Annotated in this window: 21 protein-coding genes; 11 read left to right on the top strand and 10 right to left on the bottom strand. The window is 70.2% G+C overall.

Annotated elements, in window-relative coordinates; translation table 11 throughout:
- The 6 genes from VFL28_00545 to VFL28_00570 form a co-directional block, all read right to left on the bottom strand.
- On the bottom strand, positions 1–854 hold an 854-nt coding region (locus VFL28_00545; GenBank protein HET7263127.1), incomplete at its 3' end, for a stalk domain-containing protein.
- A 213-nt stretch (positions 855–1,067) separates the two neighbouring features.
- A complete protein-coding gene (locus VFL28_00550) occupies positions 1,068–2,234 on the bottom strand; it encodes a fructose 1,6-bisphosphatase (GenBank protein HET7263128.1) in 1,167 nt (388 codons plus the stop codon).
- Positions 2,235–2,373: 139 nt separating this feature from the next.
- Positions 2,374–3,273: an ABC transporter permease gene (locus VFL28_00555; protein ID HET7263129.1), complete on the bottom strand. Its 900-nt coding sequence runs from the start codon at positions 3,271–3,273 to the stop codon at positions 2,374–2,376.
- A 46-nt stretch (positions 3,274–3,319) separates the two neighbouring features.
- Entirely contained in the window at positions 3,320–4,264 is a 945-nt protein-coding gene (locus VFL28_00560) for an ABC transporter permease (protein ID HET7263130.1), read from the bottom strand.
- Between the two features lie 67 nt (positions 4,265–4,331).
- The gene (locus VFL28_00565; GenBank protein ID HET7263131.1) at positions 4,332–6,131 is read right to left on the bottom strand and encodes a peptide ABC transporter substrate-binding protein; all 1,800 of its coding nucleotides are present in this window, start codon (positions 6,129–6,131) and stop codon (positions 4,332–4,334) included.
- A 13-nt stretch (positions 6,132–6,144) separates the two neighbouring features.
- Positions 6,145–7,944 carry a peptide ABC transporter substrate-binding protein gene (locus VFL28_00570; GenBank protein HET7263132.1) on the bottom strand — a complete coding sequence of 600 codons (1,800 nt, stop codon included), beginning with the start codon at positions 7,942–7,944 and terminating at the stop codon, positions 6,145–6,147.
- 232 nt (positions 7,945–8,176) lie between these two features.
- Between VFL28_00570 and glk the strand changes: the two genes are divergently transcribed.
- The 7 genes from glk (at position 8,177) to VFL28_00605 (ending at position 15,932) form a co-directional block, all read left to right on the top strand.
- The gene (gene glk / locus VFL28_00575; GenBank protein ID HET7263133.1) at positions 8,177–9,238 is read left to right on the top strand and encodes a glucokinase; all 1,062 of its coding nucleotides are present in this window, start codon (positions 8,177–8,179) and stop codon (positions 9,236–9,238) included.
- A gap of 84 nt (positions 9,239–9,322) precedes the next feature.
- Positions 9,323–10,270 (top strand): aldo/keto reductase, encoded by a 948-nt coding sequence (locus VFL28_00580; protein ID HET7263134.1) that lies wholly within the window; start codon positions 9,323–9,325, stop codon positions 10,268–10,270.
- Positions 10,271–10,286: 16 nt separating this feature from the next.
- Positions 10,287–10,940, top strand: coding sequence for a chlorite dismutase family protein (locus VFL28_00585; GenBank protein ID HET7263135.1), 654 nt, complete (start codon positions 10,287–10,289; stop codon positions 10,938–10,940).
- A 65-nt stretch (positions 10,941–11,005) separates the two neighbouring features.
- Entirely contained in the window at positions 11,006–11,545 is a 540-nt protein-coding gene (locus tag VFL28_00590) for a DinB family protein (protein ID HET7263136.1), read from the top strand.
- Between the two features lie 19 nt (positions 11,546–11,564).
- Positions 11,565–13,721: a hydantoinase/oxoprolinase family protein gene (locus VFL28_00595; protein ID HET7263137.1), complete on the top strand. Its 2,157-nt coding sequence runs from the start codon at positions 11,565–11,567 to the stop codon at positions 13,719–13,721.
- Entirely contained in the window at positions 13,708–15,426 is a 1,719-nt protein-coding gene (locus VFL28_00600) for a hydantoinase B/oxoprolinase family protein (GenBank protein ID HET7263138.1), read from the top strand. Before VFL28_00595 ends, VFL28_00600 begins: the two co-directional genes overlap by 14 nt.
- The gene (locus tag VFL28_00605; protein ID HET7263139.1) at positions 15,423–15,932 is read left to right on the top strand and encodes a DinB family protein; all 510 of its coding nucleotides are present in this window, start codon (positions 15,423–15,425) and stop codon (positions 15,930–15,932) included. The genes VFL28_00600 and VFL28_00605 overlap by 4 nt, the downstream gene beginning before the upstream one ends.
- A 40-nt stretch (positions 15,933–15,972) precedes the next feature.
- On the opposite strand, the gene VFL28_00610 is transcribed toward VFL28_00605, so the two are convergent.
- Entirely contained in the window at positions 15,973–17,955 is a 1,983-nt protein-coding gene (locus VFL28_00610) for a S9 family peptidase (GenBank protein HET7263140.1), read from the bottom strand.
- Between the two features lie 187 nt (positions 17,956–18,142).
- Between VFL28_00610 and VFL28_00615 the strand changes: the two genes are divergently transcribed.
- The 4 genes from VFL28_00615 (at position 18,143) to VFL28_00630 (ending at position 22,694) form a co-directional block, all read left to right on the top strand.
- Positions 18,143–19,864, top strand: a complete 1,722-nt coding sequence (locus VFL28_00615; GenBank protein HET7263141.1) for a hypothetical protein — start codon at positions 18,143–18,145, stop codon at positions 19,862–19,864.
- Complete coding sequence (gene zwf, locus VFL28_00620) at positions 19,861–21,423, top strand: glucose-6-phosphate dehydrogenase (protein HET7263142.1); 1,563 nt, start codon at positions 19,861–19,863, stop codon at positions 21,421–21,423. Before VFL28_00615 ends, zwf begins: the two co-directional genes overlap by 4 nt.
- On the top strand, positions 21,413–22,195 hold the full coding sequence (locus VFL28_00625) for an SDR family oxidoreductase (protein ID HET7263143.1): 783 nt from the start codon (positions 21,413–21,415) through the stop codon (positions 22,193–22,195). The genes zwf and VFL28_00625 overlap by 11 nt, the downstream gene beginning before the upstream one ends.
- A gap of 118 nt (positions 22,196–22,313) precedes the next feature.
- Positions 22,314–22,694 carry a RidA family protein gene (locus tag VFL28_00630; GenBank protein HET7263144.1) on the top strand — a complete coding sequence of 127 codons (381 nt, stop codon included), beginning with the start codon at positions 22,314–22,316 and terminating at the stop codon, positions 22,692–22,694.
- Between the two features lie 78 nt (positions 22,695–22,772).
- Here VFL28_00630 and VFL28_00635 read toward each other — a convergent pair whose 3' ends face one another.
- Genes VFL28_00635 through VFL28_00645 form a run of 3 tightly spaced genes read right to left on the bottom strand, consistent with a single transcriptional unit; the run spans position 22,773 to position 26,750 of the window.
- Positions 22,773–23,915, bottom strand: a complete 1,143-nt coding sequence (locus VFL28_00635) for a M20 family metallopeptidase (protein ID HET7263145.1) — start codon at positions 23,913–23,915, stop codon at positions 22,773–22,775.
- On the bottom strand, positions 23,912–25,087 hold the full coding sequence (locus VFL28_00640) for a 2-dehydropantoate 2-reductase (GenBank protein HET7263146.1): 1,176 nt from the start codon (positions 25,085–25,087) through the stop codon (positions 23,912–23,914). Before VFL28_00640 ends, VFL28_00635 begins: the two co-directional genes overlap by 4 nt.
- Positions 25,088–25,094: 7 nt before the next feature.
- A complete protein-coding gene (locus VFL28_00645; protein HET7263147.1) occupies positions 25,095–26,750 on the bottom strand; it encodes a gamma-glutamyltransferase family protein in 1,656 nt (551 codons plus the stop codon).
- Positions 26,751–26,789 lie beyond the last annotated feature (39 nt).

Here is a 26,789-nt window from a genome sequence, read left to right on the forward strand (position 1 = left end):
GCCGGGGCCGCAGGCGCCGGCGCGCGCGGCGCCGTGACCGCGACGGGCGGATGCGTCGCTGCGGGAGACGCGGCGGGTGCCGGCGGCGCCGGTGCGGGACCAACCTGCGCGCCGGGGGGCGCGGCCGCATCGCCGAGGGCGAGCGCGATTTCACCGGGACGCGAGGCCACGGCGAATTTCAACGCGTGATCTAGATCGAAGACGATCCGCGTAATGAACGGATGCACTTGAAACTGTCCGCCGCGCACGCGCGTCACGCCCGCCGTGCCGACATCCTGCGGAACGCTTGGGAGTCGGGAGACCGCGCCGGCCACGTCGACCACGAGACGCTCCGGCAGGTGGAGCAGGTGCACGGCGACTCGCACCGGGCCGGTCGCGGTGACCCGCACGGCGAGACCGGCGCCGTCCGGACGCCAGGTGACGTTCATGACCTGGGCGAGCGCGATCTGGGTGTGCCCGTCGTCTCCGTCCACCACGTACGCGCCGAGCGCTCGCAGCAGCGCTACCGCGGGCGCCCACACGGCCCCGTCGCGGAGGACGGGCGCCACCGGGAGATCCCACGGAGTCCCCTCGACCAGCGCGCGCGTCTGGCCCGGCACGATGCGCACCACCCTGCCGGCCGCGCCGGTGAGCGTGAGCGTCTGCGCGGCCTGATCCCACGTCGCCGACGCGACGAACGCCCGCGCGATCAGATCGGCGGGAAGCAACAACACGCCGTCTTGGATCTGCGGAGTAACCCCCTGCGTGACGTCGGTGTCGTTGATGAGGAGATGCGGCGGGGACGCCTGGCCCAGGGACGGAAGGGGCCGGGCGAAGAGGAGCACCAGCGTCAGAGCGGCCGCCCGCAGCGACATCAAATCCTCCGGCGAGAAATCCCCGATCTTGTGGTGCGAAGCCGGGTGTGAAGACCGCGGCACCGGGTATTCGGGGATCGGGGTGGGACTCCTCCCGCCGATCTCGTGCAGTGCAGGTGATTCCACGAAAAGTTACGCGAAAAGAGCGTCCGCAAAAGCGGCCGGACCCGGGGGGTTCGGCCCGGGTCCGGCAGGACCGCGTGCGGGCGCGGATCAGCTGAGGGGCTTCACCGCCCGCTTCTCGGACACATGCCCGTCCAGTACGAACCGGCCGTCCAGATTCTTGAGGCGCTCCATGATCCCGCCGTACTCGAGCTCTTCCATCCCGAGCATCGCCGGATTGAAGAAGCCCTGGGACCGGATCTCCGCGCCCTTCTCGACCGCCTTGTTCCGGAAGACGTCCCACACCGGGTTCTTGAACAAGTCCACCGGCCCGGTGAGCACGCCGTCGCGCACGGAGTATCCGGCGGCGGAGACCATCGGCAGACAGTAGAAGATACTGGAATCGGTGTTGATCGGCACCGGCGCAAGCGGCATGTTGTGGCTGCCGCGGGTATCGCCGGCGACGAACGGAATCTTGCTGAACGCGAGCCCGAACTCTTCCGTGGCCGGGAAGATCCGCTGCGTCCGGACGATCGCGACGGGATCGTCCTTCCCGACGTACCGCCCGGCGATGTGCTTGAGCCGCGTCGTGCTGAGCGCGGCGCCCTGCTCCTCCGGGTGCGCCCGCGAGTGGATGCTCTTCACGACGAACCGGCCGGTGTCGCGCAGCAAAGTCGCGAGATCGTAGAGGTCCTCGGGGGCATGCAGCGTGATCTCGCGCTCGGCCGCCGTGTGGTTCACGTCCACGACCACGAACGTGAACCCCTTGCCGATGTCCGGACTCAGCAGCAGGCCGGAGCAGTACATCGGGTCGCAAAACGTCAGGTACAGCAGCAGGTTGAAGGCACCCGGCTCCGTCTTGTCCGCGGTCAGCACCATGAACGGCTCGGCCGCGCGTTCGGTGATCTCCATCTCCGCGACGCCGGGGCCCATGCCCTGGATGTTGCCCGAGAAGTCGCTCTTCAGCAAATCCTGCTTCGCCCCGTAGAGGCCCTGCCGTTCGGCGATCGACCCCGCCGCCATGAAGACATCATAGGCGAGGCGGTGGACCTCCTCGGAGCCCGCGCCGCGCTTGTGCGTCATCAGCAGACAGATGTCGTCGCCGGTGTGCGTAACGCGGAAGTCGATCAGCGACGCCCCGCGGCGCGCCTCGAGCATCTGGGACGCGGCCTGCAGCATTTCGGGGCTGGGCTGCGTGTGGCCCGCGATGCTGCCGACGTCCGCCTTGATGGCCGTGAGCGTGACGCGGGACCGGCCCGAGCCTGCGGAACTGGTCATGGTACACCTCCGACGGGCTTCTGAGCGGACGGTTGGGAATGGCAGGCCCTGGTTCGGCGGGAGAGGATGTCTCTTCCTTCTCAACAGGCGCCGCCGTGCACCGGCGCGCCGTCATGAGCGGATGCGCCTTCAGATGATCCTAGAACACGCGCGTCGGGTCGAGCGCGTCCCGGAGGCCGTCGCCGACGTAGTTGATGGACAGGATGGCGAGGCAGATCATAACGCCGGGGAAGAGCGCCATGTGGGGCGCAAGGTCGAGGTAGTTCTGAGCGTCGAAGAGCAGCCGGCCCCAGGTCGGTACGTCCGGCGGAAAGCCGTAGCCTAAGAACGAGAGCGTCGATTCCAGCAAGATCGCCGCGGCCACCGACAACGTGCCCGCCACGATCACCGGGCTGAGGACGTTGGGCAGGATGTGGCGCATCATCTGCTGGGCCGGCCCGACGCCGACGCTGCGCGCCGCCTCGACGAACTCTTTTTCCTTGACGGCCAGGAAGCCGGCGCGCACGAGGCGCGCCGTCGGCATCCAGTTGAGGATGCCGATCACCCCGACGATCAGCACGAAGGTGCCCACCTGCGTGCCGAAGCGGTGCGTAATCGGATCGTGGAAGAGGTAGACGATCAGCAGCAGGAGCACGAGCGCGGGAAACGACAGGAACATATCGGTGACGCGCATCAATACGTTGTCGACGTGGCCTCCGAAGAACCCGGCGACCGCGCCGACCAGCACGCCGAGCGTGATCGAGGTCAGCATGGCGGCAAAGCCCACCGCGATCGAGATGCGGCCGCCGTACAGCACGCGGGCCAGCATGTCCTGTCCGAGATCGTTCGTCCCGAACGGGTGGGCCGCGCTCGGCGGCGACATCGAGTGCCCGAAATCGATCGAGTTGATCGGCACGCGGTAGACGAAGGGCCCGACGACGCACCCGAAGGTCAGCAGCAGAAACGTCGCCGCGCCGGCCATCGCCAGGCGGTGCCGGCGGAAGCGCCGCCAGGCGTCGCTCCACAGGGTCCTGGCGTGGCGCTGCCGCTCGATCGCCATGCGCGTGGCGATCGGGCCGAGCGGCGCGACACGGTCGGAGCGGGTGCTAGCCATAGCGGATCCGCGGATCGAGCGTGCCGTAGATGACGTCGGCCGCCAGGTTGAGCAGCACCACGAGGATCGCCGCCACGAACGCGATCGCCATCAGCACAGGGGTGTCGCTGTTCTGCAGCGACGCGATCAACAGCGACCCGATTCCCGGCACGCGGAAGATCTGCTCGGTCACCACCGCGCCGGTGAACACGCCCGGCAGCTGCAGCGCGATGAGCGTGACCACCGGAATCAGGCTGTTGCGCAGGACGTGGCGCCGGATCACGCGTCCCCGGGCCAGCCCCTTCGCCCGCGCCGTGCGGACGTAGTCCAAGCCGACGTTGTCGAGCATCGACGACCGGACGAACCGGGTGAGCGACGCGGACTGGAAGAGCGCCAGCACCGCCACGGGCATGACCGCCTGTTTGAGGAAGCCGATCGGGTCGTGCACCTGCACGTTGTATATGAACGGCAGCCACCGCAGCTTCACGCTGAAGATGATGATCATCAGGATCCCGGTGAAAAAGGTCGGCAGCGAATAGCCGATGAACGCGAACGTCGTCGCGACCTGGTCCTGCAGCGAATACTGCCGCACCGCGGAGATCACCCCGACCGGAATGGCGATCACCACGGCGAAGAGGTAGGCGGACCCGAGCACCCAGAGGTCGGTGGGCAGGCGTTGCAGCAGGAGACGCGTCACCGGGATGTGGCTCGCGAACGAGTAACCCCAGTTGCCGACCACCCACGACTCGGCCCACTTCACGTACCGGATCGGCAGCGGTTGGTCGAGCCCCATCTGATGGAGGATGTTTTGGCGTACCTCGGGCGGCACGTCGGGGTTGGTCGCGAGTCCCGCCAGCGGGTCCCCCGGGGCCAGTGCCACGATGGCGAACACCGCCATGCTGATAAGGATCAGCGTGGGGATGGACGTCAGCAGACGCCGGAAGATATACTTCGTCATCGCGTCCTACGCGGATTGAACACCGGGCCCGGCGGCGGAAACCACCGCCGCCGGGCCCGGCACGATCTTACCCCACGCGCTTCCAGTCCGCGACGTTCCACGTCTGAGCGTCGAACGCCGTCATGTTCTTGCCGGTATCCAGCGTCTTCGCCCGCGCCGCGGCGTCCTTCCGGTTGATCAGCGGAATCCCGGCCACCTGGTCGACGGCGATGTCGTTGGCCTTGATCCAGAGCTCGGTGCTCTTCTGCGGGTCGAGCTCTTTGAGCGCCTCGTCGAACGTCTTGTTGTAGTCGGCGTTTTGCCAGCGCACCAGGTTCTGGCCGGACCACTCATTCTCTTTCTGCGCGATGTCGCGCGCCGGATCGCCGCTGTACCACTGCCGCATGTACGGAATCGGCGACAGGCTGAACGAGTCCGTGAACATTTCGATGTCGCGGTAGAAATGCGCGATCGTATCGTTGTTGCCGGGCGAGCTGCTGAAGAAGACGCCGGCGTCGACCGACTGCAGCGTCACCTTGGCCCCGAGCTGATCGAAGCCTGCCTTGACGATCTGCTGCTCCTTCTGCCGCAGGCTGTTTACGCTCGTGACGTACGCGATCTCCATCTTGACGCCGTTCTTCGCGCGCACGCCGTCCGGCCCGCGCTTCCAGCCGGCCTCCTCGAGCAGACTGTTCGCCCGGTTGAGATCCATCGTCATCTTCGTATTCTTGGAATAGTACTTGCTCGGTGTCGTCAGCAGGTTCGGCGACGGGTCGCCGGTCTGGCCGTACAGTTGCGTCGCCATCGTCTGCCGGTCGACCGCGAGCGCGAGCGCCTGCCGCACCTTCAGGTCCGACAGGAACGGATGCTTCGTCTTGATCGACGACCGCTGCCCATCGACGTCCTTGCTCGGATCGGTCTCGTTGAGGTAGAGGCACTCGACGCCGCCGCCGGGCTCCGTCAGGAGAACGCCCTTCCCCCCGGCGATCATGTGGTCGAGTACCGGCCACTCGACCTGCAGATTCCAGGCGTAGTCGTACTCGCCGGTCTCGAAGACGGCGCGCGCCGCGGAGGTGGCGTCGCCGCCGCCCTTCATCTGCACCTGGCTGAACGCCGGCTTGTTCGGGTCGCGATAGTACGGGTTGGGCTTGTAGACGACGAGGTCGCCCGGCCGGAACGAGTCTACCACGTACGGCCCCGTCCCAAAGGACTTGAGGTTGTACGGCGCGTTGCGCGCGTTCGAGCCGACGTAAGCGTCGAGCGCGTGGCGCGGCACGATCGCCCCGTACGAGCCGACGAACGGGATGTACCAGAACGGCGTCGGGTCCTTGAACGTGATCTTCACGGTATAGGCATTGATCGGCTCGACCTTGGCGATGTTCGTGTAGCTGCCGTAGCTGGTCGCGCCGGTCGCCTTGTTGATCACGTACTGGTAGGTGAACACGACGTCGTCCGACGTGAACGGCCGGCCGTCCGCCCACTTCACGCCCTGCTTGAGTTTGTAGGTGACGGAGCGGCCGTCTTTGGCCACTCCGCCGTTGGCGATCGTCGGCACCTCGGCGGCCAGCACCGCCGTGAAGTTTCCGGCGCTGTCCGCGCTCAGCAACGGCTCCATCACCATCCGCGACGCATGGTAGTCCTTGGTGCCGTTGGCCAGGTGCAGGTTCACGATCGTGGGCGCCTGCCAGTAGAGCAGCTTGAGCGTGCCCTGCGTGCCGCGGCCGGGCGCGGCCGCGGCACGAGCCGGCAGCGCCGTGGCCCGGTCGAGCAGCGTCCAGGCCGCGCCGAGCGAGAGGCCGAGTTCGCCCATCCGCGTCATCACCTGCCGCCGCGACAGGCGGTGGGTGCGGTACTCCGTCAGCAACTTGCGGAGATCGTCGTTGCGCATCGTGGTCCCCTCCCTACGCCTTCCGGCGCCAGTCCGCGATGTTCCGCGTTTCGCTGTCGAATGCGCTCATGTTGCGGCCCACGTCGAGACTGCTCGCGCGGACCGCCACCGACTTGCGGTCGATCAGCGGGATCGACACCCCCGCGTCCACGACGAGGTCGTTCATCTTGACCCAGAGCGCGTCGTTCTTCTTCGGATCCAGTTCCTTCAGCGCCTGATCGTACGCCGCGTTGTACTCCTTGCTCTGCCAGCGCGGCGTGTCGATACCCGACCAGTTGTTCTCCTTCTGGGGGATGTCGTGCGCCGGAACGCCGCTGTAGAAGCGCGCCATGTACGAGCTCGGGAACGGCGAGCCGAACGTCGAGGTGAACATCTCGAGATCCCGGTAGAAGTGCGCGTATGTGTCGTTGTTGCCCGGTGAGCTGCTGAAGAACACGCCGGCGTCGACGGACTGCAGCGTCGCGGTGACGCCGATCTTGGCGAAGCCTTCCTTGACGATCTGCTGCTCCTTCTGGCGCAGCGTGTTGACGCTCGTCACGTACGTGACCTGCAGCTTGACGCCGCCCTTTTGGCGGACGCCGTCCGGTCCCTTCGCATAGCCGGCCTCGTCGAGCATCTTGTTGGCGCGATCGATGTCGAAGGCGATCTTCGTGTTTTTGGACGCGAGCTTGGACGGCGTCGTCAGCACGTTCGACGTCGCATCTCCCTCCTCACCGTACAGTTGCTTGGCCATCGTGACGCGGTCGACGGCCAGGCTGAGAGCCTGCCGGACCTTCGCGTCTGTGAGGAAAGGGTGCGGCGCCTTGATCGACGAGCGCTGGCCGTCGACCTCCTTGTTCGGATCGGTCTGGTTGCAGTAGATCTGCTCGACCCCGCCGCCCCCCTCGGTGAGGATGGCCCCCTTGCTGCCCTGCAGCATGTGCTCGAGCACCGGCCACTCGACCTGCATGTTCCAGGCGTAGTCGTACTCGCCGGTCTCGAGAACGGCGCGGGCCGCCGACGTGGCGTCCCCGCCGCCTTTGATCTGGACCTGGCTGAACGCCGGCTTCGCCGGATCGCGGTAGTACTCGTTGATGGAGTACACGACCAGGTCGCCCGGCCGGAACGTCTCTACCTTGTAGGGGCCGGTGCCGAACGCCTTGGTGTTGAACGGCGCGTTGCGGGCGTTCGTGCCGACGTAGGCGTCGAGCGCGTGCCGCGGTAGAATCATCCCCTGTTCGCCGACGAACGGCAGGTACCACGCGGGCGTGGGATCCTTGAAGGTGATCTTGACCGTGTAGGGATCGACCGGCTCGACCTTGGCCACGTTGACGTAGGTGCCGTAGGTCGTGGCGCCGGACTCCTTGTTCCGGATGAAGTTGAACGTGAACACGACGTCGTCCGACGTAAATGGCCGGCCGTCGCCCCACTTGACGCCGCGCTTCAATCTATATGTCACCGACCGTCCGTCCGCCGCCAGGCCGCCGTTGGCCGCAGAGGGCACCTCGGTGGCGAGCACCGGGCTGAAAACGCCGCCGGTCGTCACCGTCAGGAGCGGTTCAAGGGCGACGCGCGATGCGTGAAAGTCTTTGGTCCCCTGCGCCAGATGCGGGTTGACGATCGTCGGCGCCTGCCAGTAGAGCAGCTTCACCGTCCCCTGCGAGCCGCGTCCTCCGGCGGCGGCCCGCGCGGGCAGCGCGGTCGCCCGATCCAGCAGCGCCCAGATCGCGGCGATGCCGAACCCCGCCTCCATCATGCGGGTCACGACCTGCCGGCGGGTGAGCCGCCCGGTCGTGAATTCACGAAGCAGTTGCGCGGTGTCGCGGTCTGCCATTCCGTGGCCCCCTTCTCACGACGTATTCCGGGGATGCGCCGCTAAGTGCGACCCCGGCGCACCAACTCCTTATCGCTTCTCTACGCCGAGGACGCCCGCGATGTTTCGCGGTACCCGGGGGGAGTCCTGCGGGCGGCCGCCGCCGTCGCGGCTCCTGCCCTGTCTGCGCAGGGCCCCCGCCGCCTTCGCGGCTCCTGCAGGACCGTGACGCGTCCGCGCCGGAGCGGTTGGCATGGCCGGACGCGAACTGTTGTTGGTGGGGGATGCCGGCGGCACCAAAACCCGCCTCGCCCTCTACGAGCCCGCGGCTGGGCGGTCCCCGGCCGCCGCCCGGCAAGTTCGGCACCGGCGTGGCCGGGACCCGAGAGGGACGGTTCGGCTGATCGAACGGGCGACGTACCCGAGCGCGTCCTTTCCCGCGCTGGACGCCATCGCACGCGAGTATCTGCGGCGCACCGGGGCTCGGCCCGGTCGGGCGGTCTTCGGGGTGGCGGGGCCGGTCGTCGAGGGCCGGGCCGAGATCACCAACCTGCCGTGGCGTATTTCGGAGACCGCCCTGCGCCGGTCGCTCCGCGTGCGGACTGTACGGCTGCTGAACGATCTCGTCGCGACTGCGTGGGCGGTGCCGGCACTCGGACCGCGCGACGCACGGGTCATCAACCGCGGAGCGGCCGAACTCGGCGGAACGATCGCCGTCATCGCGCCGGGCACGGGACTCGGCCAGGCCTTTCTCACGTGGGACGGGACGCGATACCGCGCCTATCCCTCCGAAGGCGGCCACAGCGATTTCGCCCCGCCGACGGAGCTGGCCGCGGAGCTCCTGGCCTTTCTCCGCCCGACGGTGGCGCACGTGAGCGTGGAATGGGTCTGCTCGGGCATGGGGATCCCGCACCTCTACAGGTTCCTGAAAGCGCGCGGCCTGCCCGAGCCGGAATGGCTGGCCGCGCGGCTCGCGGCCGCGGACGATCCGGCGCCCGTCATCGCCGCCGCGGCACTGGATCGGGAGCGGCCGTGTCCGATCGCGCGGCAGACACTCGATCTGTTCATCGACATCCTCGGCGCCGAAGCCGCGAACCTTGCCGTGAAAGTCCTGGCCACGGGCGGCGTCTACCTGGCGGGCGGCATCCCGCCGAAAATCGCCTCGGCATTTGTCGACGGGCGATTCATGCGGGCGTTCACACGCAAGGGGCGCGTCTCCGATCTCGTGGCCCGGGTTCCCGTCCGGCTCGTGGTCCATCCGGAGCCGGCGCTGCTCGGCGCCGTCCGTGCCGCGCTGGACGGCGCCGGCGCCTGACTCCCGCCGCCGCGGGCAGGCCCCCGTGCCCGCGGCGGCCAATGATTCCAGGCAGTCCCCGAGCGACCGTACGGAGGTGTGTTCATGATCTACCGCACGCTCGGCCGGTCCGGCGTTCACGTGTCCGCGTACGCCCTCGGCACGAACGCCTTCGGCGGCCGGGCCGACGAGCAGACCTCGATCGCGATCATCCACCACGCGATCGAGCACGGCGTCAACCTGATCGACACCGCGAACATCTACACCGAAACCAACTCCGAGCGGATCATCGGCAAAGCGATCCGCGACCGGCGCGACCGCGTCGTGCTGGCGACGAAGAGCGCGTCGAAGATGGGCGACGGCCCCAACGACAAGGGCGCGTCCCGCCGGCACATCATGCGCGAGCTGGAGCACAGCCTCGCGCGCCTCACGACGGACTACATCGATCTCTACCAGATGCACACATGGGACGGCGAAACGCCGCTCGAGGAAACGCTGCGCGCGCTCGACGACCTGGTGAGCGCGGGCAAGATCCGCTACATCGGCTGCTCCAACTACGCGGCGTGGCAGCTCTGCCGCGCGCTATGGGTCAGCGACCGGCGGAACTTCGCCCGGTTCGACTCGGTGCAACCGGCCTACTCGCCGGCCGACCGGCGTATCGAGACAGAGCTCGTCCCGTGCTGCCTCGCGGAAGGCGTCGGAATCCTCGCCTACTTTCCGCTCGCGGGGGGCGTGCTCACCGGCAAGTACAAGCCGGGTTCGCCGCCGCCGCAGGGGTCGCGCGCCCAGACGCAGCCCGTCTTCGCCAACCGGATCAACGACCAAAACCTCCGCCTGGCGCAGGACATGGCGGGCCTCGCCTCCGAGATCGGCTGCACCGTCGCGCAGCTGACGCTCGCGTGGGTGATGCGGCGGCCCGGCATCACGAGCGCGCTCGTCGGCGCGACGAAGGTCGCGCAGCAGGAAGAGAACCTGAAATCGGTCGACCTCAAGGTGCCCCAGGAGATCCTCGACCGGATCACTGAACTCTCGGCCGGGTTCGTAGCGTTTTAGAAGAGAGGAGCACGAAGTGGCCGACGCACCCCGCGCTCACGGATTCTTGTTCTTCCGGGTTCCGTCCGGACATCGGGATACGACAACCGCCGAGGCGGTGGCCGCCGCCGCCGGCGCGGCGGGCCGGTCGGACGGGATCGCCGCCGTGTACGCCTACAACCTCCAGGGCTTCCGCGGAGATGCGGATCTCGGCTTCTGGGTGGCGGCCGCCGACGCGGACGCGTTTCAGCGCGCGGCGGCGATCCTCGCCCGCACGAGCCTGGAGCTGACCTGGTCGCTATGGGGCTTCGTCCGGCCGTCGCAGTATACCGGCCGCGACGGCACGAGCGTCCGGGTCCCGGGCGACCGCCGGCGGTTTCTGGTCGTCTATCCGTTTAGCAAGACGCACGAATGGTATCAGCTGTCCGCGGAGGACCGCCGCGCGATGATGACCGAGCACGCACGGCTCGGCCACCGGTTCGACGACATCGACCAGTTGCTGCTCTACTGCACCGGCCTCGCCGACTGGGAGTTCGTCGTCGGCTACGAGACCGACGACCTGCCCCGCTTCTCCGAGCTCGTGACGGTGCTCCGCAGCACCGCGGCCCGGCCGTACACGCTGCGGGATACGCCGACGTTCGTGGGACGCCACGGCCCCGTCGAGGAGGTCGTTCGGGCGGTGATTGGCTAGACGGCGCACCCGCTCCGGCGTCGCCGCCGGGCGGGCGCCGACTCGCTCGCGCGGGGGGTGCCGCGGTGGAATACGCGCACGTCTACGACGTACTGACGCAGGCCCGGCAGCGGCTGTTCGGCTGGGTCCGGCCGCTGAGCCAGGAGCAGTACACGAAGACGTTTCCGTTCGGGATGGGAACGATCCGCGCGACGCTGATAGAGATCGCGCGCGTCGAACTGTTCTACAGCATGCGGCTCCGCGAGGAGCCCCTGCCCCCGCCCCCGCTCGGCGACGACTTCCCGGTCGGCGAGAAGCGCCAGCCCACCTTCGCGGCCCTCGAGAAAGCCTGGACCGCGCAGGCGCCGCAGACGAGAGCCACCCTTGCCGAGATCTCGGACTGGAGCAAGACCGTGACGCGCCGGCTCGAGCAGGGCGACAAGGTCGTGATCACGACGGTGAGCAGGGCCGAGATCGGCGTGCAGATGCTGATGCACGAGGTGCATCACCGCGCGCAGGTCATGGCGATGCTGAGGCAGCTCGGCGTCGAGGCGCAGAACCTCGACTACATCGGTTTCGTCGCGCGGCGCGAAGAGTTTCCACGCGATTCGGCGCCGCGCGCGTAGCGGCGGCGCGACGTCCGTGATGGGGGCTGCGCACCGCTCTCCGCGCGCGTACCGTGTCGGACTGGACATCGGCGGCACGTTCACCGACCTGGTGCTGCTCGACGAAGCGACCGGCGAGCTGCGCCTCCACAAGATTCTCACCACGCCGGAGGACCCCGCCCGCGCCGCGCTCGCCGGCCTCGAGGAGATCTGCGCGGCGGTCGGAGCCGGCATCGCCGACGTCACCGTGCTCGTGCACGGCACGACCCTCGTGACCAATGCGATCATCGAACGGCGGGGCGCGCGCACCGCGCTGCTGGCCACACGGGGCTTCCGCGATATTTTAGAGATGGGCAAGGAGCAGCGCTACGACATCTACGACTTGTTCCTGCGCTTCCCCGAACCGCTGGTGTCCCGCCGCCGGCGTTTGGAGATTGACGAGCGGGTCGCCGCCGACGGCGACGTGCTCGCGCCGCTGGACCGCGAGGCCGTGCGGCTTCTCGCGGAGCGGCTCGCCGCGGACGGCGTCGAGGCGGTCGCGGTCTCGTTTCTGCACGCGTACCGCAACCCGGCAAACGAGCGCGCCGCGCTGGAAGCAATCCGGGCGGGCGCGCCGCGTCTCGCGGTGTCGCTCTCGAGCGACGTCGTGCCGGAGATTCGCGAGTACGAGCGCACGTGCGCGACGGTGTGCAACGCGTACGTGCAGCCGCTCCTCGACCGCTACGTGGGGCGCCTCGAGTCGACGCTCGCCGACCGCGGCTTTCAGGGACGCTTCACGCTGATGCAGTCGACGGGCGGCGCCGCCTCCCCGGAGACCGCCCGGCGGTTCCCCATCCGGCTGCTCGAATCGGGCCCCGCGGGCGGCGCGCTCGTCGCCGCGTTCTTCGGCGGGCCGCTCGGGCTCCGCGACGTCGTCGGATTCGACATGGGCGGCACCACCGCGAAGATCTGCCTCATCCGCGACGGGCGCGCGGCGATCGCGCCGGAGATGGAGGTGGCCCGCGTCCACCGCTTCAAGCGCGGCTCCGGCCTGCCGGTGACGGTGCCGACGGTGGATATGATGGAGATCGGCGCGGGCGGCGGCTCGATCGCCTGGATCGACTCGCTCGGGCTGCTCAAGGTCGGCCCGCACAGCGCCGGCGCCGAGCCGGGACCGGCCTGCTACGGCCGCGGCGGGCAGGAGCCGACGGTGACCGACGCCTGCCTCGCGCTGGGGTACTTCGATGAAGCATCGTTTCTCGGCGGCACGATGCCGCTCGACCGGCCGGCGGCCACGGCCGCGCTCGAACGGCTCGGAGCGCCGCTGCGCCTCGACGCGGTCGCCGCCGCGTGGGGCATCCACCAGATCGTCGTGGAAAGCATGGCGGCCGCGGCCCGTGTCTACCTGATCGAGCGCGGCCAGGATCCCCGCCGGTTCGCGCTGATCGCGTTCGGGGGCGCCGGCCCGTCGCACGCCGCGCGCGTGGCGCGCATTCTCGGCATGGCCGAGGTCATCGTGCCGCCGGCCTCGGGCGTCGCCTCCGCGCTCGGTCTCCTAATCGCCCCGGTGAGCGTGGAACTTGTGCACTCCCTACCCGGACCGCTGGACGCTCTGCCCTGGGACCGCGTGGCGGAGCTCTACGCGGAGATGGAGGCGCAGGGCCTCGCGGCGCTCTCCGCCGCGGGCGTGGCTCCCGGCGCCGTCCTCCGTGAGCGGCGCGCGGAGATGCGCCTGCTCGGACAGTTCCACGACATCGAGGTATCGGTACCCGACGGCCCGCTCGGACCGGAGGTGGCGGGCCGTCTCGCCACGGCGTTCGAGGCGGAGTACCGGCGGCGCTACGGCGTCTTTCTCGCCGACCGGCCGATTCAGGCGCTCAACTGGCGCCTCACCGTCACCGGACCTCGACCCGACGTGCGGCTGCGGACGGGCGAACCCGGAGCGGCCGACGCCGGCACGGCGGTACGGAGCCGGCGGTCCGCGTATTTTCCCGAGACGGGCGGGTTCGTCGACGTACCGGTCTATGATCGCGGCCGATTGCGGCCGGGCATGCGGGCCGACGGACCGGCGATCATCGAGGAACGCGAGGCCACCACGGTCGTCTGCCCGGGGGACGCGTTCGCGGTGGACGAGTCGGGCAATCTCCGCCTGACCGTCGCCCGCCAGACGCGGCAGCCCGCATCCGTTCGCGGAGGGCGTGTGCATGGTGCGGACTGACACCACGCGGCCGCCCGCGGCCGGCGATTCGCCGTTCGACCCGATCTCGCTCGAGATCATGTGGAGCCGCCTCATCAACATCGCGGAGGAATGCTGGATCACGATCCTCCGCACCGCGTTCAGCACGATCATCGGCGAGGCTCAGGACTTCGGCTGCGAAGTACTCGACGCGGACGCCGAATCGATCGCCCACTCGCCGCGGTCGATGCCGGTGTTCAACCTGTCGCTGCCGCTCGCGGTCCGCTATATGCTGCGCGCCTTCCCGAAGGAGACGCTGCGCGAAGGCGACGTGCTTGTAACCAACGACCCGTGGATGTGCGCCGGGCATCTGTACGACCTCGCCGTCGTGACGCCGATCTTCCGACGGGGGCGCCTGTGCGCGCTGATCGGATCGATCGCCCACGCCTCCGACATCGGCGGCACGCGCGACTCGCTGAACGCCCGTGAAATCTACGACGAGGGCCTGCAAATCCCGCCGCTCAAGCTGTACCGTGAAGGCGCCCTGAACGACGATCTGATGGCGATGATCGGCGCGAACGTCCGCCGGCCCGAGATGGTGCTCGGGGACGTACAGGCCCAGGTCTCGAGCAACCGGATCGGGGCGGACCGGCTGCTGGCGTTCATGGACGAGTACGGCCTCGACTCGCTCGCCGCGCTCGCGCACACCGTGCAGGCCCGCGCCGAGCAGGCGATGCGGGAAGCGATCCGCGCGGTGCCGGACGGCACCTACCGCAGCGAGGTGTGGTACGACGGCCTCGACGAGCCCCTCCGCCTGCCCTGCGCCGTCACCGTCGCCGGGGACGAGATCACCGCCGACTTCACCGGCGCGCCGCCGCAGCTGCCGCGGGGCGGGATGAACTGCACCTATCACTACACCGCCGCGCACACGACGTACGCGCTCAAATCGATCCTGACGCCCGAGATCCGGTCCAACGCGGGCTGCTACCGACCGTTTCACGTCATCGCGCCCGAAGGCTCGGTCCTCAACTGCCGGCATCCCGCTTCGGTCAACGAACGCACGCATACCGGATGGTACCTCGGCCCCGCGGTCTTCCGGGCGCTCGCCGGTGTGCTCCCGGACCGCGTGCAGGCGTTTACCGGCCTGCCGATCGGAATGGGCAGCTACGGCCGCGACGTGGACGGGCGCGCGTTCAACGACCATCTGTTCCAGGGGGGCGGCCAGGGCGCGAGCGCGCACGGGGACGGCAAGTCCGCGCTGCTGTATCCGACGTCGGCGGCCAACGTCTCGGTCGAGATGTTCGAGAGCCGGACCCCGCTCGTCGTGGAGTGCAAGGAGCTCATTGCTGATTCCGGCGGCCCCGGGCGGCACCGGGGCGGCCTGGGGCAGCGCGTCCGCATCCATCTGCGCCGGCCGAGCCCCAGCCCGGTGCTGGTCGACTTCCGTCCGCACGGCATGCTCGTGTCTACCCCGGGTCTGCACGGCGGACAGCCGGGGCGTCGCGCCCGCGCGTTCGTCGTCGAAGACGGACAGGTGCGAGAGGCGAGCGCCACGGTCGGGGTCGCGGAGCTTCGCGGCACGACCGAGCGCGCGACGATCGAGATCGCCGGCGGCAGCGGCTTCGGAGATCCGACGGCCCGGCCGGCCGGGGAAATCCAGGCCGACCTGGACGACGGCTACGTCAGCGCGGAGGGTGCCGCCGCCTACGGCGCCGGCGTCGACCGCGACGGGAGGGTGCGACGGTGAGCGACAGCGGCAGGGTTGGGCTCGGCGAAGTCGTCGTGAACCACATCCACACGACCCTGGAAGACGAGGAGTGGCAGTGGCAGCCGCCGCTCCGCGGCGCGGTGCGCGGGCTGACCGCCGCCGAGGCCGCGTGGAAACCCTCCCCCGAGCGCCATTCGATCTGGCAGATCGTCCGTCACCTCACGCTCTGGAAGCGCGGCGTACTCGCCGCGTGGAACGGCGATCCGCCGGACGGCCGAGAGCTTGCCGCCGCCGATTGGCGCGACGTGAGCGGCGGGGACGCGGCCTGGGACCGGGACCGCCGCGAGCTGCTCCAGGTCTCGGAAGAGTTCCTCACGCGGGCGCAGACCGCGGACGACGCGGCGCTCTCGAAGCAGATCACCTGGTACAGGGGCGGACCGGCGCAGCCGCTGGCGATGCGCCTGATCCGGACGACCACCCACGACATCTATCACGCGGGTCAGATCATGTACCTGCGCGCCCTCCAGGGCATCGGCAAGCGCTGAACCCCGAGCGCCGAGACCAAGGACGCCAACGCCGAAAGGCCTACTCCCCAACCGGCACGTACCGCCCGAGCCAGTCGACCACGCGTCGCACGACGTCGATGCGGTGGCTCGGACGCCCCTGCTGCCGGAAGCTGTGGCTCTGCCCGGGATACCGCACGAACTCCGCCGGCGCCCGCCCGGCCGCGACGAGCCCGACGAACAACTCCTCTCCCTGCCCGATCGGACAGCGGTCGTCGGCTTCTCCGTGCACGATCAGCGTGGGCGTGGTTACCCGCTCCACGTAGTTGATCGGCGAGAGACGGCGGTACGTCTCCCGGTTCGTGACCAAGTCGCCCCGCATCTCCCATGCGCCGAACCACAGCCCGATGTCCGAAGTCCCGTGGAAGCTTTCCAGGTTGACGACGGGCGCGCCGACCACGGCGGCCTTGAACCGGTCGGTGTGCGTGATCGTCCATGAGGTCATGAACCCGCCGTACGAGTAGCCCGAGACCGCGAGCCGCGCGGCGTCGGCGGTGCCGTCGGCGACCAGCGCATCGACCGCGGCGAGCTGCTCGGGAAGATCGCGTTCTCCCCATACGCCTCGGATGCCGTGGGCGAACGATTTCGTGTACGAGCCGGACCCTACGGGGTTCAGCTGGAGTACAGCCCATCCCCGCGACGCGAGGATGTACGTGTGCCACAGCCCCGACGGAAACGACGGTCCCGCATAGCTGGCCGGCCCGCCGTGGATTTCTACGAGCAGCGGCGCCGGCCGTCGGCCGTCGACCGGGTGCGTCACCCAGCCGTCGAGCTCACCGCCGTTCGGGCTGGAGAAGCGGCGGTGCTCCACTCTCGGCAGCGCGATCTCGCCGAGCCACGCGTCGTTGACCCGGGTGAGCCGTCGTTCGGCCGAGCCGCCGGCCTCGCAGACAAAGAGGTCGGCCGGGATCGCCGGGGCGGAGGCGGTGAACGCCAGGCGGCCCGCGGCTTCGGTCACGGTCTGGACCTGCCGGTCGCCGCCCACGACGGTCGTGACCGCGCCGTCCGCCGCCGCAACACGCACGACGTGAGCGCGGCCCCCGCCGGCCGCCAGAAACGTCACGGCACGCCCGTCCCGCGACCAGATCGGAGGCGGGGAGAGTTCCAGCGGCCGGGCAAGGACCGCGGCGCGATCATACCCCCCGGTGAGACAGCGCGCCGCGCCGCCCGCCGCGGGCACGAGCCACAGCCGCACCATCGGATCGCCGAACCCCGCCTCTTGCTCGTCGTGGCCCAAGCACGCGATCCACGCGCCGTCGGGCGACCATGCCGGCGCAACCGCCCGGCCGATCTCACGCGTCAGCTGCCGCGGAGGGCCGCCGCCCGCGTCCACCGTCCACAGATCGAAGAGGCTGTAGTCACCCGCGCCCGCCCGGGCACGGATGAACGCGAGCCGCCCGCCGTCGGGCGACCACGCGGGGCTTCCATGCTCGACGTCCTCGTCGGTCAGTTGCGCGACCCGGCCGTCGGCGAGCGCGAGCACAAACAACTGATGGCGGCGCCAAAACGTGTAGCCGGTGCCGTCGGCCTTGTACTGCGCACGCGTGACCACCCGCGGGCGGGGCGCGACTGCGGCGCCGTCCGCATTGCCCGCGCGGACGGCGGGCGTATCCACCTCTGCGCGGAACGCGATGCGGCTTCCGTCCGGCGCCCACACCGCGGCCCCGGCGCCGTGCGGAAGCGACGTGACGCGGCGGGGCTCACCGCCGCCGAGCGGCAGGAGGTGCAGCTGATTCGTGCCGTCGCGATCCGATAAGAAGGCGAGCGTCCGGCCGTCCGGCGACCATCGCGGCGCGCTGTCGCGCCGGCCGCCCCGCGTCAACTGCACCGGCTCGCCCCCGCCCGATGCGGCGAGCCAGATCGTCGACCGGTACTCGTCCGCGCGGAGGTCGATTTCGGTGCGAACAAACGCGACCGTCTCACCGTCCGGCGACAGCTGCGCGTCGGACACGGTCACGAGGTGGGCAATGTCCTCCGGACGCGGGGCCCGTTGTTGGACAGACATGCGTGTGCCTCCCGGACTGAGAGCGATGGCTGAGTAGGGTTACGGTCCGGGCCGGACCCGATCCTGGCGACGCCGTCGCATACCGACGGCTACTCCCCGTAAGGGGCGGCGTGATAGGACACACGGAAACGGGAACGAACACCACCGAGAGTCCCAACCACCGCACGTCACCATCTGAGGACGACTCATGACCGTCCCGCTCGTCGTTTCAGCGTCGCCTGAGTACCTCGCCGCCGTCGCGGAACGGCTCGAGGCGCTGGCCCGTGACCGTTTTGTGCCGCGGCTGTGGACGGGAGATCCCGCGCTCTGGACGGCCGATCCCGCCGGGCAGGCCGCGGTGCGCGCCGGCCTCGGGTGGCTGCGCGCGCCCGAAGCCATGACGCGGGCGGTCGCCGGCTTGGAACGCTTCCGAGCGGATCTGCGCGGGGCGGGATACGGGCAGGTGCTGCACATGGGGATGGGCGGCAGCAGCCTCGCGCCGCTCGTCTTCGAGCGGACGTTTCCGGAAGGGCAGGAGCTGCGGCTCTCGGTGCTCGACACCACGGACCCCGCGACGATCCTGGCCGCGGACCGGTGGGCCGCGCGCGGGTCGACGCTGTTCATCGTGGCCAGCAAGTCCGGCACGACCGCCGAGCCGCTCGCCTTCGGCGAGTACTTCTACGCGAAGCGGCAGGCGGCGGCGGGCGATGTCGCGGCGCAGGACTTCGCCGTGATCACGGATGCCGGCACCCCGCTCGCCGCGCTGGCGGACCGGCGCGGATACCGTCGCGTCTTCACCAACGCAACCGACGTCGGCGGACGCTATTCGGCGTTGACGTACTTCGGGCTGGTGCCGGCGGCCCTGGCCGGGATCGACGTGAAGGACCTGCTCGACCGCGCCGGGCGGATGGCCGGCGCGTGCGGTCCCGAAGTCCCGCCGGCCCAGAATCCGGGCGTCCACCTCGGAGCGGTCATGGGAGAGCTCGCGCGGCGCGGCCGCGATAAGGTGACGTTCATCGTCTCGAGATCCGTCGCGACCCTCGGCACCTGGCTCGAGCAGCTGCTCGCCGAGAGCACCGGCAAGAACGGGACCGGCCTCCTCCCCGTCGCCGACGAGGCGGTCGGCGGCCCCGACGCGTACGGATCGGACCGGCTGTTCGTCGAGGTCCGCCGCCGGGGCGAGACCGGCGGCCCGGTCGAGGATCGGATCCGCGCGCTTCGCAGCGCGATGCACCCGATCGTGACCGTCGAAATGGACGACACGCTCGACCTCGGGCAGGAATTCTTCCGGTGGGAGGTCGCGACGGCGACCGCGGGCGCGATCCTCGGCATCAATGCCTTCGACCAACCGAACGTGCAGGAAGCCAAGGACATCACGAACCGGCTGCTGGATACGGTGCGGCGCGACGGGCGCCTCCCCGAGCCGGCCCCAACGCATACCGACGGTCCGCTCGCGCTGTACGCGGCCGGCGCCGGCGGCAGCCTCGCCGGTGCTCTCGCGGAGTTCCTTCGCGGGCGCCGGCCGGGCGACTACATCGCGATCCTGGCCTACCTCACCGAGTCCCCGGAGACCGAGCGCGGGCTCCAGGCGATCCGCCACCGGCTGCGCGACGCCACGCGCCTCGCAACGACGCTCGGGTACGGACCGCGCTACCTCCATTCCACCGGCCAATACCATAAGGGCGGCCCGCCGACGGGCCTCTTCCTACTCCTCACGGCCGACGACGCGCACGACGCCCCGGTGCCGGCGCAGCCGTACACGTTTGGAGTGTTCAAACGCGCGCAGGCGCTGGGGGACCTCGAGGCGCTGCGCGGGCACGGGCGGCGCGTCATACGGATTCATCTGCGCGGGCCGGTGGACGCGGCGCTCGCCCGCCTGGAGGACGTGACGGCGGCCGCGCTCGCCGCCGGCGGTTCCAAGGTCACGTGAGCCCGGATCGCGCGCGGCCCGGGGACGCCTCGAACGAGCACGGCAGGAGCGCGCGAACGCGACCGGGTCCCACGACTCTCGTCGTCGTCGGCGCGGGCGGCGACCTCGCCGCGCGCAAACTGCTGCCGGCGGTCTATAACCTGTCGGTCGACGGATGGCTGCCCGACCGCTTCGCGGTGATCGGCGTCGACCGCCACTTGGCAGGCGACGCCGCGTTCCGGCGCCATGCCCTCGAGGCCGTCGACCGCTTCTCCCGGCGCGGGAAGACCGACCCGGCGCGCTGGGACGCCCTGGCCGCGTCGCTCCGGTGCCTTCGCGGGGACCTCTCCACGCACGGAACCGCACGCGCGCTCGCCGCGGCCCTCGCCGAGGCGGAGCGGCAGTCGAACGCGCCCGCGGTGCGCGTCTTCTATCTCGCCACGCCCCCGTCGGCGGTGGAGTCGATCGTGAAGGCGCTCGGCGCGGCCGGCCTCGCCGGCGATCGGGCGCGGCTCGTGGTGGAGAAACCGTTCGGTCGGGACCTCGCGTCGGCCCGTGCGCTTGCCGCGGCCATCGGCCGCGTATTTGCCGAGCGGCAGATCTTTCGAATCGATCACTATCTCGGCAAGGAGACGGTGCAGAACATCCTCGCGCTCCGGTTCGGCAACGCGCTCTACGAGCCGGTGTGGAACCGGCGGTACGTCGACCACGTCGAGATCACCGTCGCCGAGACGGGCGGCGTCGAGCACCGCGGCGCCTACTACGATCGGGCGGGCGCGCTCCGCGACATGGTACAGAACCACCTCATGCAGATCCTGTGCCTCATCGCGATGGAACCGCCGGTGTCGTTCGACGCGGACGAGATCCGGAACAAGAAGACGGACGTGTTGCGCGCGGTGCGGCCGCTCACCGGCGAAATCGAGACGACGGCCGTCCGCGGCCAGTACGGGCCGGGCACCGTCGCCGGCGGGCCGGTGGCGGGGTATCGGGCGGAACCCGGCATCGTGCCCGACTCGATCACCGAGACGTTCGCGGCGCTGCGCCTCTTCGTGGACAACTGGCGGTGGAACGGCGTCCCCTTTTATCTCCGCACCGGCAAGCGGCTCGCGGTCAAGGCGACCGAGGCGCTGATCCAGTTCCAACCGGGACCGCACCTGCCGTTTCCGCCGGACGCCGCCGCCCACTGGCGACCGAATCAACTGGTCGTGCGGATCCAGCCCAACGAGGGCATCGCTCTGCGGTTTCAGGCGAAGCGGCCGGGCCCCGTGATGCACCTCGACGAGGCGAACATGGATTTCGATTACTGCCGGGAGTTCGGCGGCGAGCCGCCGGAGGCGTACGAGACGCTGCTGCTCGATGTGATGTGGGACGACCCGACGCTGTTCATGCGCGCCGACCAGATCGAGGCGTCGTGGTCGATCGTCCAGCCGCTCCTCGACGCGTGGCGGTCGGCACCGGCGGACGGCCTGCCGATGTACGCCGCGGGCACGTGGGGGCCGGACGCCGCCGAGGCGCTCCCCCGGCGCGACGGCAGGACGTGGCAGGTACCGAGCGTCGCGGAGCCGGCCCGTGGAGCTTGACCTGCGCGGACGGCGCGCGGTCGTCACGGGCGGCAACTCGGGCATCGGGCGCGCGATCGCGCTCGGGCTCGGCGCGGAAGGCGCCCGTGTGTGCGTCAACTACGTCGCGCACCCTGAGAGCGCGCAGGACGCCGTCAACGCGATCAGCGCCGGCGGCGGCGCGGCGATCGCGGTCCCGGCGGACGTGTCGGATCCGGCGCAGGTCGCGCAGCTGTTCGCGGACATCGACGCGGCCTGGGGCGGCATCGACATCCTGGTCAACAACGCCGGCGTCGACGGGGCCCGCGCCGCCGGCTGGGAGCAGACCATCGACGCGTGGCGGCGCGTGCTCGATATCAACCTCACCGGGGCGTACCTGTGCGCCCGCGAAGCGCTGCGCCGCATGGTGCCGAACCGACGCGGTGTCATCCTGAACCTTACCTCCGTGCACGAGCGCATTCCGTGGACGGGCTACGGCGCCTACACCGCGAGCAAAGCGGGGCTCAGCATGTTAACGAAGACGCTGGCGCAAGAAGCCGCGCCGTCCGGCGTGCGCGTCCTCGCCCTCGCGCCGGGCGCGATCGAGACACCGATCAACCGCGACGTCTGGACCGACCCGGCGCAACTCGCGGACCTGCTCACCAAGATCCCGATGGGACGCGTCGGCACGGTGGACGACGTCGCGCGGATGGCGGTCGTGCTGGTGTCGGACGCCGCCCGCTACGTGACGGGTACGACCGTCTTTGTCGACGGCGGGATGACGCTGTATCCGTCGTTCATGCGGGGGGGATAGACGGTCCGCGCGTTTCGCGGCCGGTCTCCGCCGGGGGGAACGCCTTGTGCGCCAACGAAGTTCACGGCATTCCCGGCCGGTACGCGACCCGCCCGGCCGGCATGCCCGGAGGTGACCGATGGCCCGCCAGTCCGTGTTTCCGTCAAGCCGCCCCCGCCCCGCCTCGCCGTACTCCCCCGGCATCACGTTTGGAAACCTCGTTTTCACGTCGGGGCAGGTCGGAGCCGATCCGGCCGGACAGGTGCCGCCCGGCGTCCGCGAGCAGACCCGGAACTGCCTGGACAATATCCAGGCGGTGCTGGAAGCTGCGGGCACGAACATGGGGCACGTGCTCAAAGCGACCGTGTTTCTCACCGACATCAAGGACTTCGCGGCGATGAACGAGATCTACCGCAAGGCATTCCCCGGCGATCTGCCGGCGCGATCGACGGTCGGCGTCAGCGCGCTCGCGCGGCCGGAACTGAAGGTGGAGATCGAGGTCGTCGCGGGGATGCCCTAGCCCGGCGCCGCCGGCGCATACCGCCGGCCTGCGGCCGGCGACCGTGAACGTGCGGGCGGCTCGTCCCGCGGGGCGGCGCTACAACTCCGCCAGCACCCGGGCAAACCAGGCCGTACGCGGTGCCACGGTCTCCCGCCGGACGTGCTCCGTGTCGGCGTGCCCACCGCCGCCGACGGCGCCGAGGCCGTCGAGCGTCGGCACGCCGAGCGCGGCGGTGAAATTGCCGTCGCTCCCGCCGCCCGTGCCGCCGGCCGGCAGTTCGAAACCCTCGTCCGCCGCGATCGCGCGGGCCCGCTCGTAGAGCCGGCGGGACGCCGGCGTCTCTTCCATCGGCGGCCGGTTGAGGCCGCCGGTGACCCGCACGGTGGTCCCCGGCACGAACGGCGGCCGTTTGAGGATCGCGTCCTGGGCGCGCTGCGCCTCCGCCGCGGTTCGCACCCGCAGATCGATCTGCGCGTCGGCCGAGGCGGCGACGACGTTGGACCGCGTGCCGCCCCGGACGACACCGACGTTCATCGTCGTGCCGGCCGAAGCCAGCGGGACCGCCGAGTAGAGGTCTACGATTTGGCGGGCGAGTTCGAGCACCGCGCTGCGGCCTTTCTCCGGATCGGCGCCGGCGTGGCTCGCCTGCCCGGTGACCTCAAGCCGGAACATCCCCACGCCCTTGCGCCACAGCTTGACGGCGCCTTCGGAGCCGACCGACGGCTCGAGCACCAGCACACATTCCGACTCCCGCGCGAGCGACTCGATGATCGGCCGCGACGTCGGGCTTCCCGCTTCTTCTTCCGTGTTGGCGAAGAACACGAACGTCTTGTCTTTCGCGGCGCTCTGTTCGCGCACGGCGCGGAGCGCCCACAGCGCCTGGATGTCCCCGGCCTTCATGTCGAAGGACCCCGGACCGGTGATCCGGTCGCCGTCGATGCGGCAGGGCAGCCGCTCGATCGTCCCGAGCGGCCACACGGTATCGACGTGCCCGAGCAGCAGAATGCGGCGGGGACCGCGGCCGATCCGCGCTTCGAAGTGATCGCCCCACTCCCGCTGCGGATGCCAGACGATCTCGGCCGCGGCCGTATCGGCGAACCGGGCGGCGAGGTGGCGCGAGGCGTTGTCGACCGCCGTCTTCACGGTCGTCGGCGATTCCACTTCCACAAACGCTTTCAGATCGCCGAGGATCTCGTCGAAATGCCGGTCGACGAACATCCGGTACGGGCTGGGGCTCATCGGCGGGCCCCCGGGTAGACCGTGTCATTGAGCCGGCGCAGCTCCGCGAGGTTGTCCGGGTGCATCGTCCGGTTGCCGGATTCGAGGTCGTGGATCATTTCGATCAGCCGGACGTTGAGCGGAAGGTCCATACCGCGGGCCTGCCCGATCTTCACGATCTCGCCGATCTGTGAATCGACCTCGGTGCGGCGGCGGCGCACCGCGAGGTCACGCCAGATGCCGCTCTTCTGCTTCAGCGAGCCCCGATTGTGCTCCACGAGCGCGTCAAGACTGCGCCGAACACCCGCCCAGTCGCGCGGCCGGCGGAACCGCACCGCGTCGGGCTCATAACCGTCGAACGCCTCGCAGCGCACGTCTTCCGCCTCCGCCACGGCGGTGACTTCGGCCGCCAGGTTGGCGAGCAGCGCCTCGTTGGCCGCGTCGCCGAGTACGGCGGCCATCGTCTCGTCGACGACCGCAGTCGCGAACAGCATCGACGCGTAGCCCATCTTGCCCCACAAGTACCCCCAGATGTTGCGGGTAATCGTGGTGTTGGGCAGAAAGGCGTCGCGCATCATGTCCCCGAGGGCCTCGACCCGGGGCGTGCTCTCGCCGTTCAGCTCGCCGAGGTACAGCGCGCCGGGGCCGCCGTACATGATCCGCCCCGGGGCGTGGTAGTCCGCGCCGAAGTTGATGAAAGCGCCCACGGTCCGCGCGGCGCCGAGCCGCGCCGCGATCGCCCGTTCGTTGAGGCCATTCTGCATCGACACGACGTACCCGTCCTCCGCCAGAATCGGCGCGACCACGTCGAGTCCGGCTGCGGTGTGCTGCGCCTTGACCGCGAGCATCACGGTGCGGGCCGGACGCTCCCCGAGCGCGGCGCGCAGTCCGTCCGGCGTGACCGCCGGCACGCGCACCGTAAACGTGTCCCGCCCTTCGATGTGGAGACCGTCCCGGCCCACCGCCTCCACGTGGTCGCGCGCGGCGTCCACGAGCAGGACCGCGCGGCCCTGCCGCGCGAGATGCGCGCCGATCGTCCCCCCGATCGCGCCCGCGCCGACGATGACGATCGGTTCCGGCACCGCGCCGCGGTTCCGGCCGGCGTCCGTCGAGCGTTCGCGCGCGTCCTGTAACTTGCCGGCAGTGCGCTGCCGCTCACGGTGATACGCGTCCATCGCCCAGTCGATCGCCATCACGCCGTCACCACGCGACCGCGTAGCCGTTGCGGCGCGGGTCCGCGGCGCCGGCGAGCCAGCCGGTAGCCGGGTCGCGCTGCACGCCCTGGACGCCGCCGACCTTCATCGACCACGGACCCAGCGTGTCCACCGCGTAGCCCCGCCGCGCGAACGCCTCGCGGGTCGCCCGCGGCATCCGCGACTCGACGCGGAGGCCCTGTGCCGGCAGCGGATCTCCGACGTCGTCGATCCATCGAAACCGAGGCGCCGCGATCGCGTCCTGCAGGTTGAGGCCGAAATCGATCAGGTTCACGAGTACCTGTACCGTCGTCACGAGAATACCGTAGGATCCCGGCGTGCCGACGGTCGACCAGAACCGGCCGTTGCGGAACAGATGCACCGGCGCGATCGGCCACTCGTGCCGCTTCCCCGGCGCGACCTGATTCGGGTGGCCCGGCCGGTTGGTGAACCAGTGCATCGCATTGTTGAGGCAGACGCCGGTCCCGGGCACGACGACCCCGCAGCCGAAGCCGTGGCCGAGGCTGTGCGTGATGTTGACCGCAAGGCCGCTCGCGTCCGCGGCGGCGAGGTGCGTCGTCGACCGAATCCCGCCCGCATCCGCCGCGGCGCCGGCCGCACGCGCTCCACCGCCCCGCGCCGCATCCGTCCACGGGTGAAGCTCGCTCCGAAGCGCCGCCAGATGGTCCGCGGACAGCACCCGCGCCACCGGCACGTCGACCGCGTCGGGGTCGCCGACATAGCGGTCGGTATCGAGGCGGGCGAGACGGGCCGCCTCCGCGACCGCGCCCACGTGGGCGGGACTCAAATGCTCCGCTTGTCCCAGATCGATACCGTTCAGGATGCCGAGGGTCCCGAGTACTTGGACGGCGCTCGTCGGGGGTGGCGGCGCGTACACCGTCACGCCGCGGTAGTCGATCGAGATTGGATCCGTCCAGTGCAGTTCCTCGGGGTAGTCGCGCAGGTCGCGGTCGGTGATGAGGCCGCCGTGATCGCGCATCAGACGGGTGATCGCCTGTCCCAGCGGCCCCTGGTACAGATAGCCCGGCCCGTCGGCGGCGATCCGCCGCAACGTGGCGGCGAGATTTGGCTGAACCAGCAGCGCGCCCGGCGGCGGGACCGCGCCCCCATGGAAGTAGGTGGCCACGCCCTCCTGCGTGAGGCGCCCGCCACTCTCCCTGAACATCATCTCGTCAAACAGCGTGAACGGCACGCCGCGCTCCGCATACTCGATCGCCGGCTCGAGGACGCGGGCGAGCGGCATCGTGCCGTGCTCGGCGAGCACGCGCGCCCATCCGGCGAGGTTGCCGGGGACCGCCGGTGCCTCGTAGCCCGTATCGGGGAGTCCCGCCGCGAACCGCTCGGCCGTCGCGGCGGCGGGGGCGCGGCCGAGGAAGATCAGCGCCTTCGGCGTCTGCTCGGGACGCGTAAGCATCAGTGCGCCGCAACCGGCGAGGCCGGACATGTAGGGCTCCACGACGCCGATCGCCGCGGCCGCGGCGACCACCGCGTCGACGGCGTTGCCGCCCTGCGCCAGCATGCGCACGCCGGCCATCGTCGCGAGCGGATTGGCCGTCGCGACGACGCCGCGCTGCCCGTACACCACCGGGCGCAGCCCGAAGCGGCTCGCGAACGTTGTGTGTCCGGACCCTTCCGTGCTCATCGGTGTCCCCCCGGACGGAGCTTCAGAAACGCGGGGACG

The sequence above is a fragment of the bacterium genome (assembly GCA_035691305.1).
Classification (GTDB): domain Bacteria; phylum Sysuimicrobiota; class Sysuimicrobiia; order Sysuimicrobiales; family Segetimicrobiaceae; genus DASSJF01.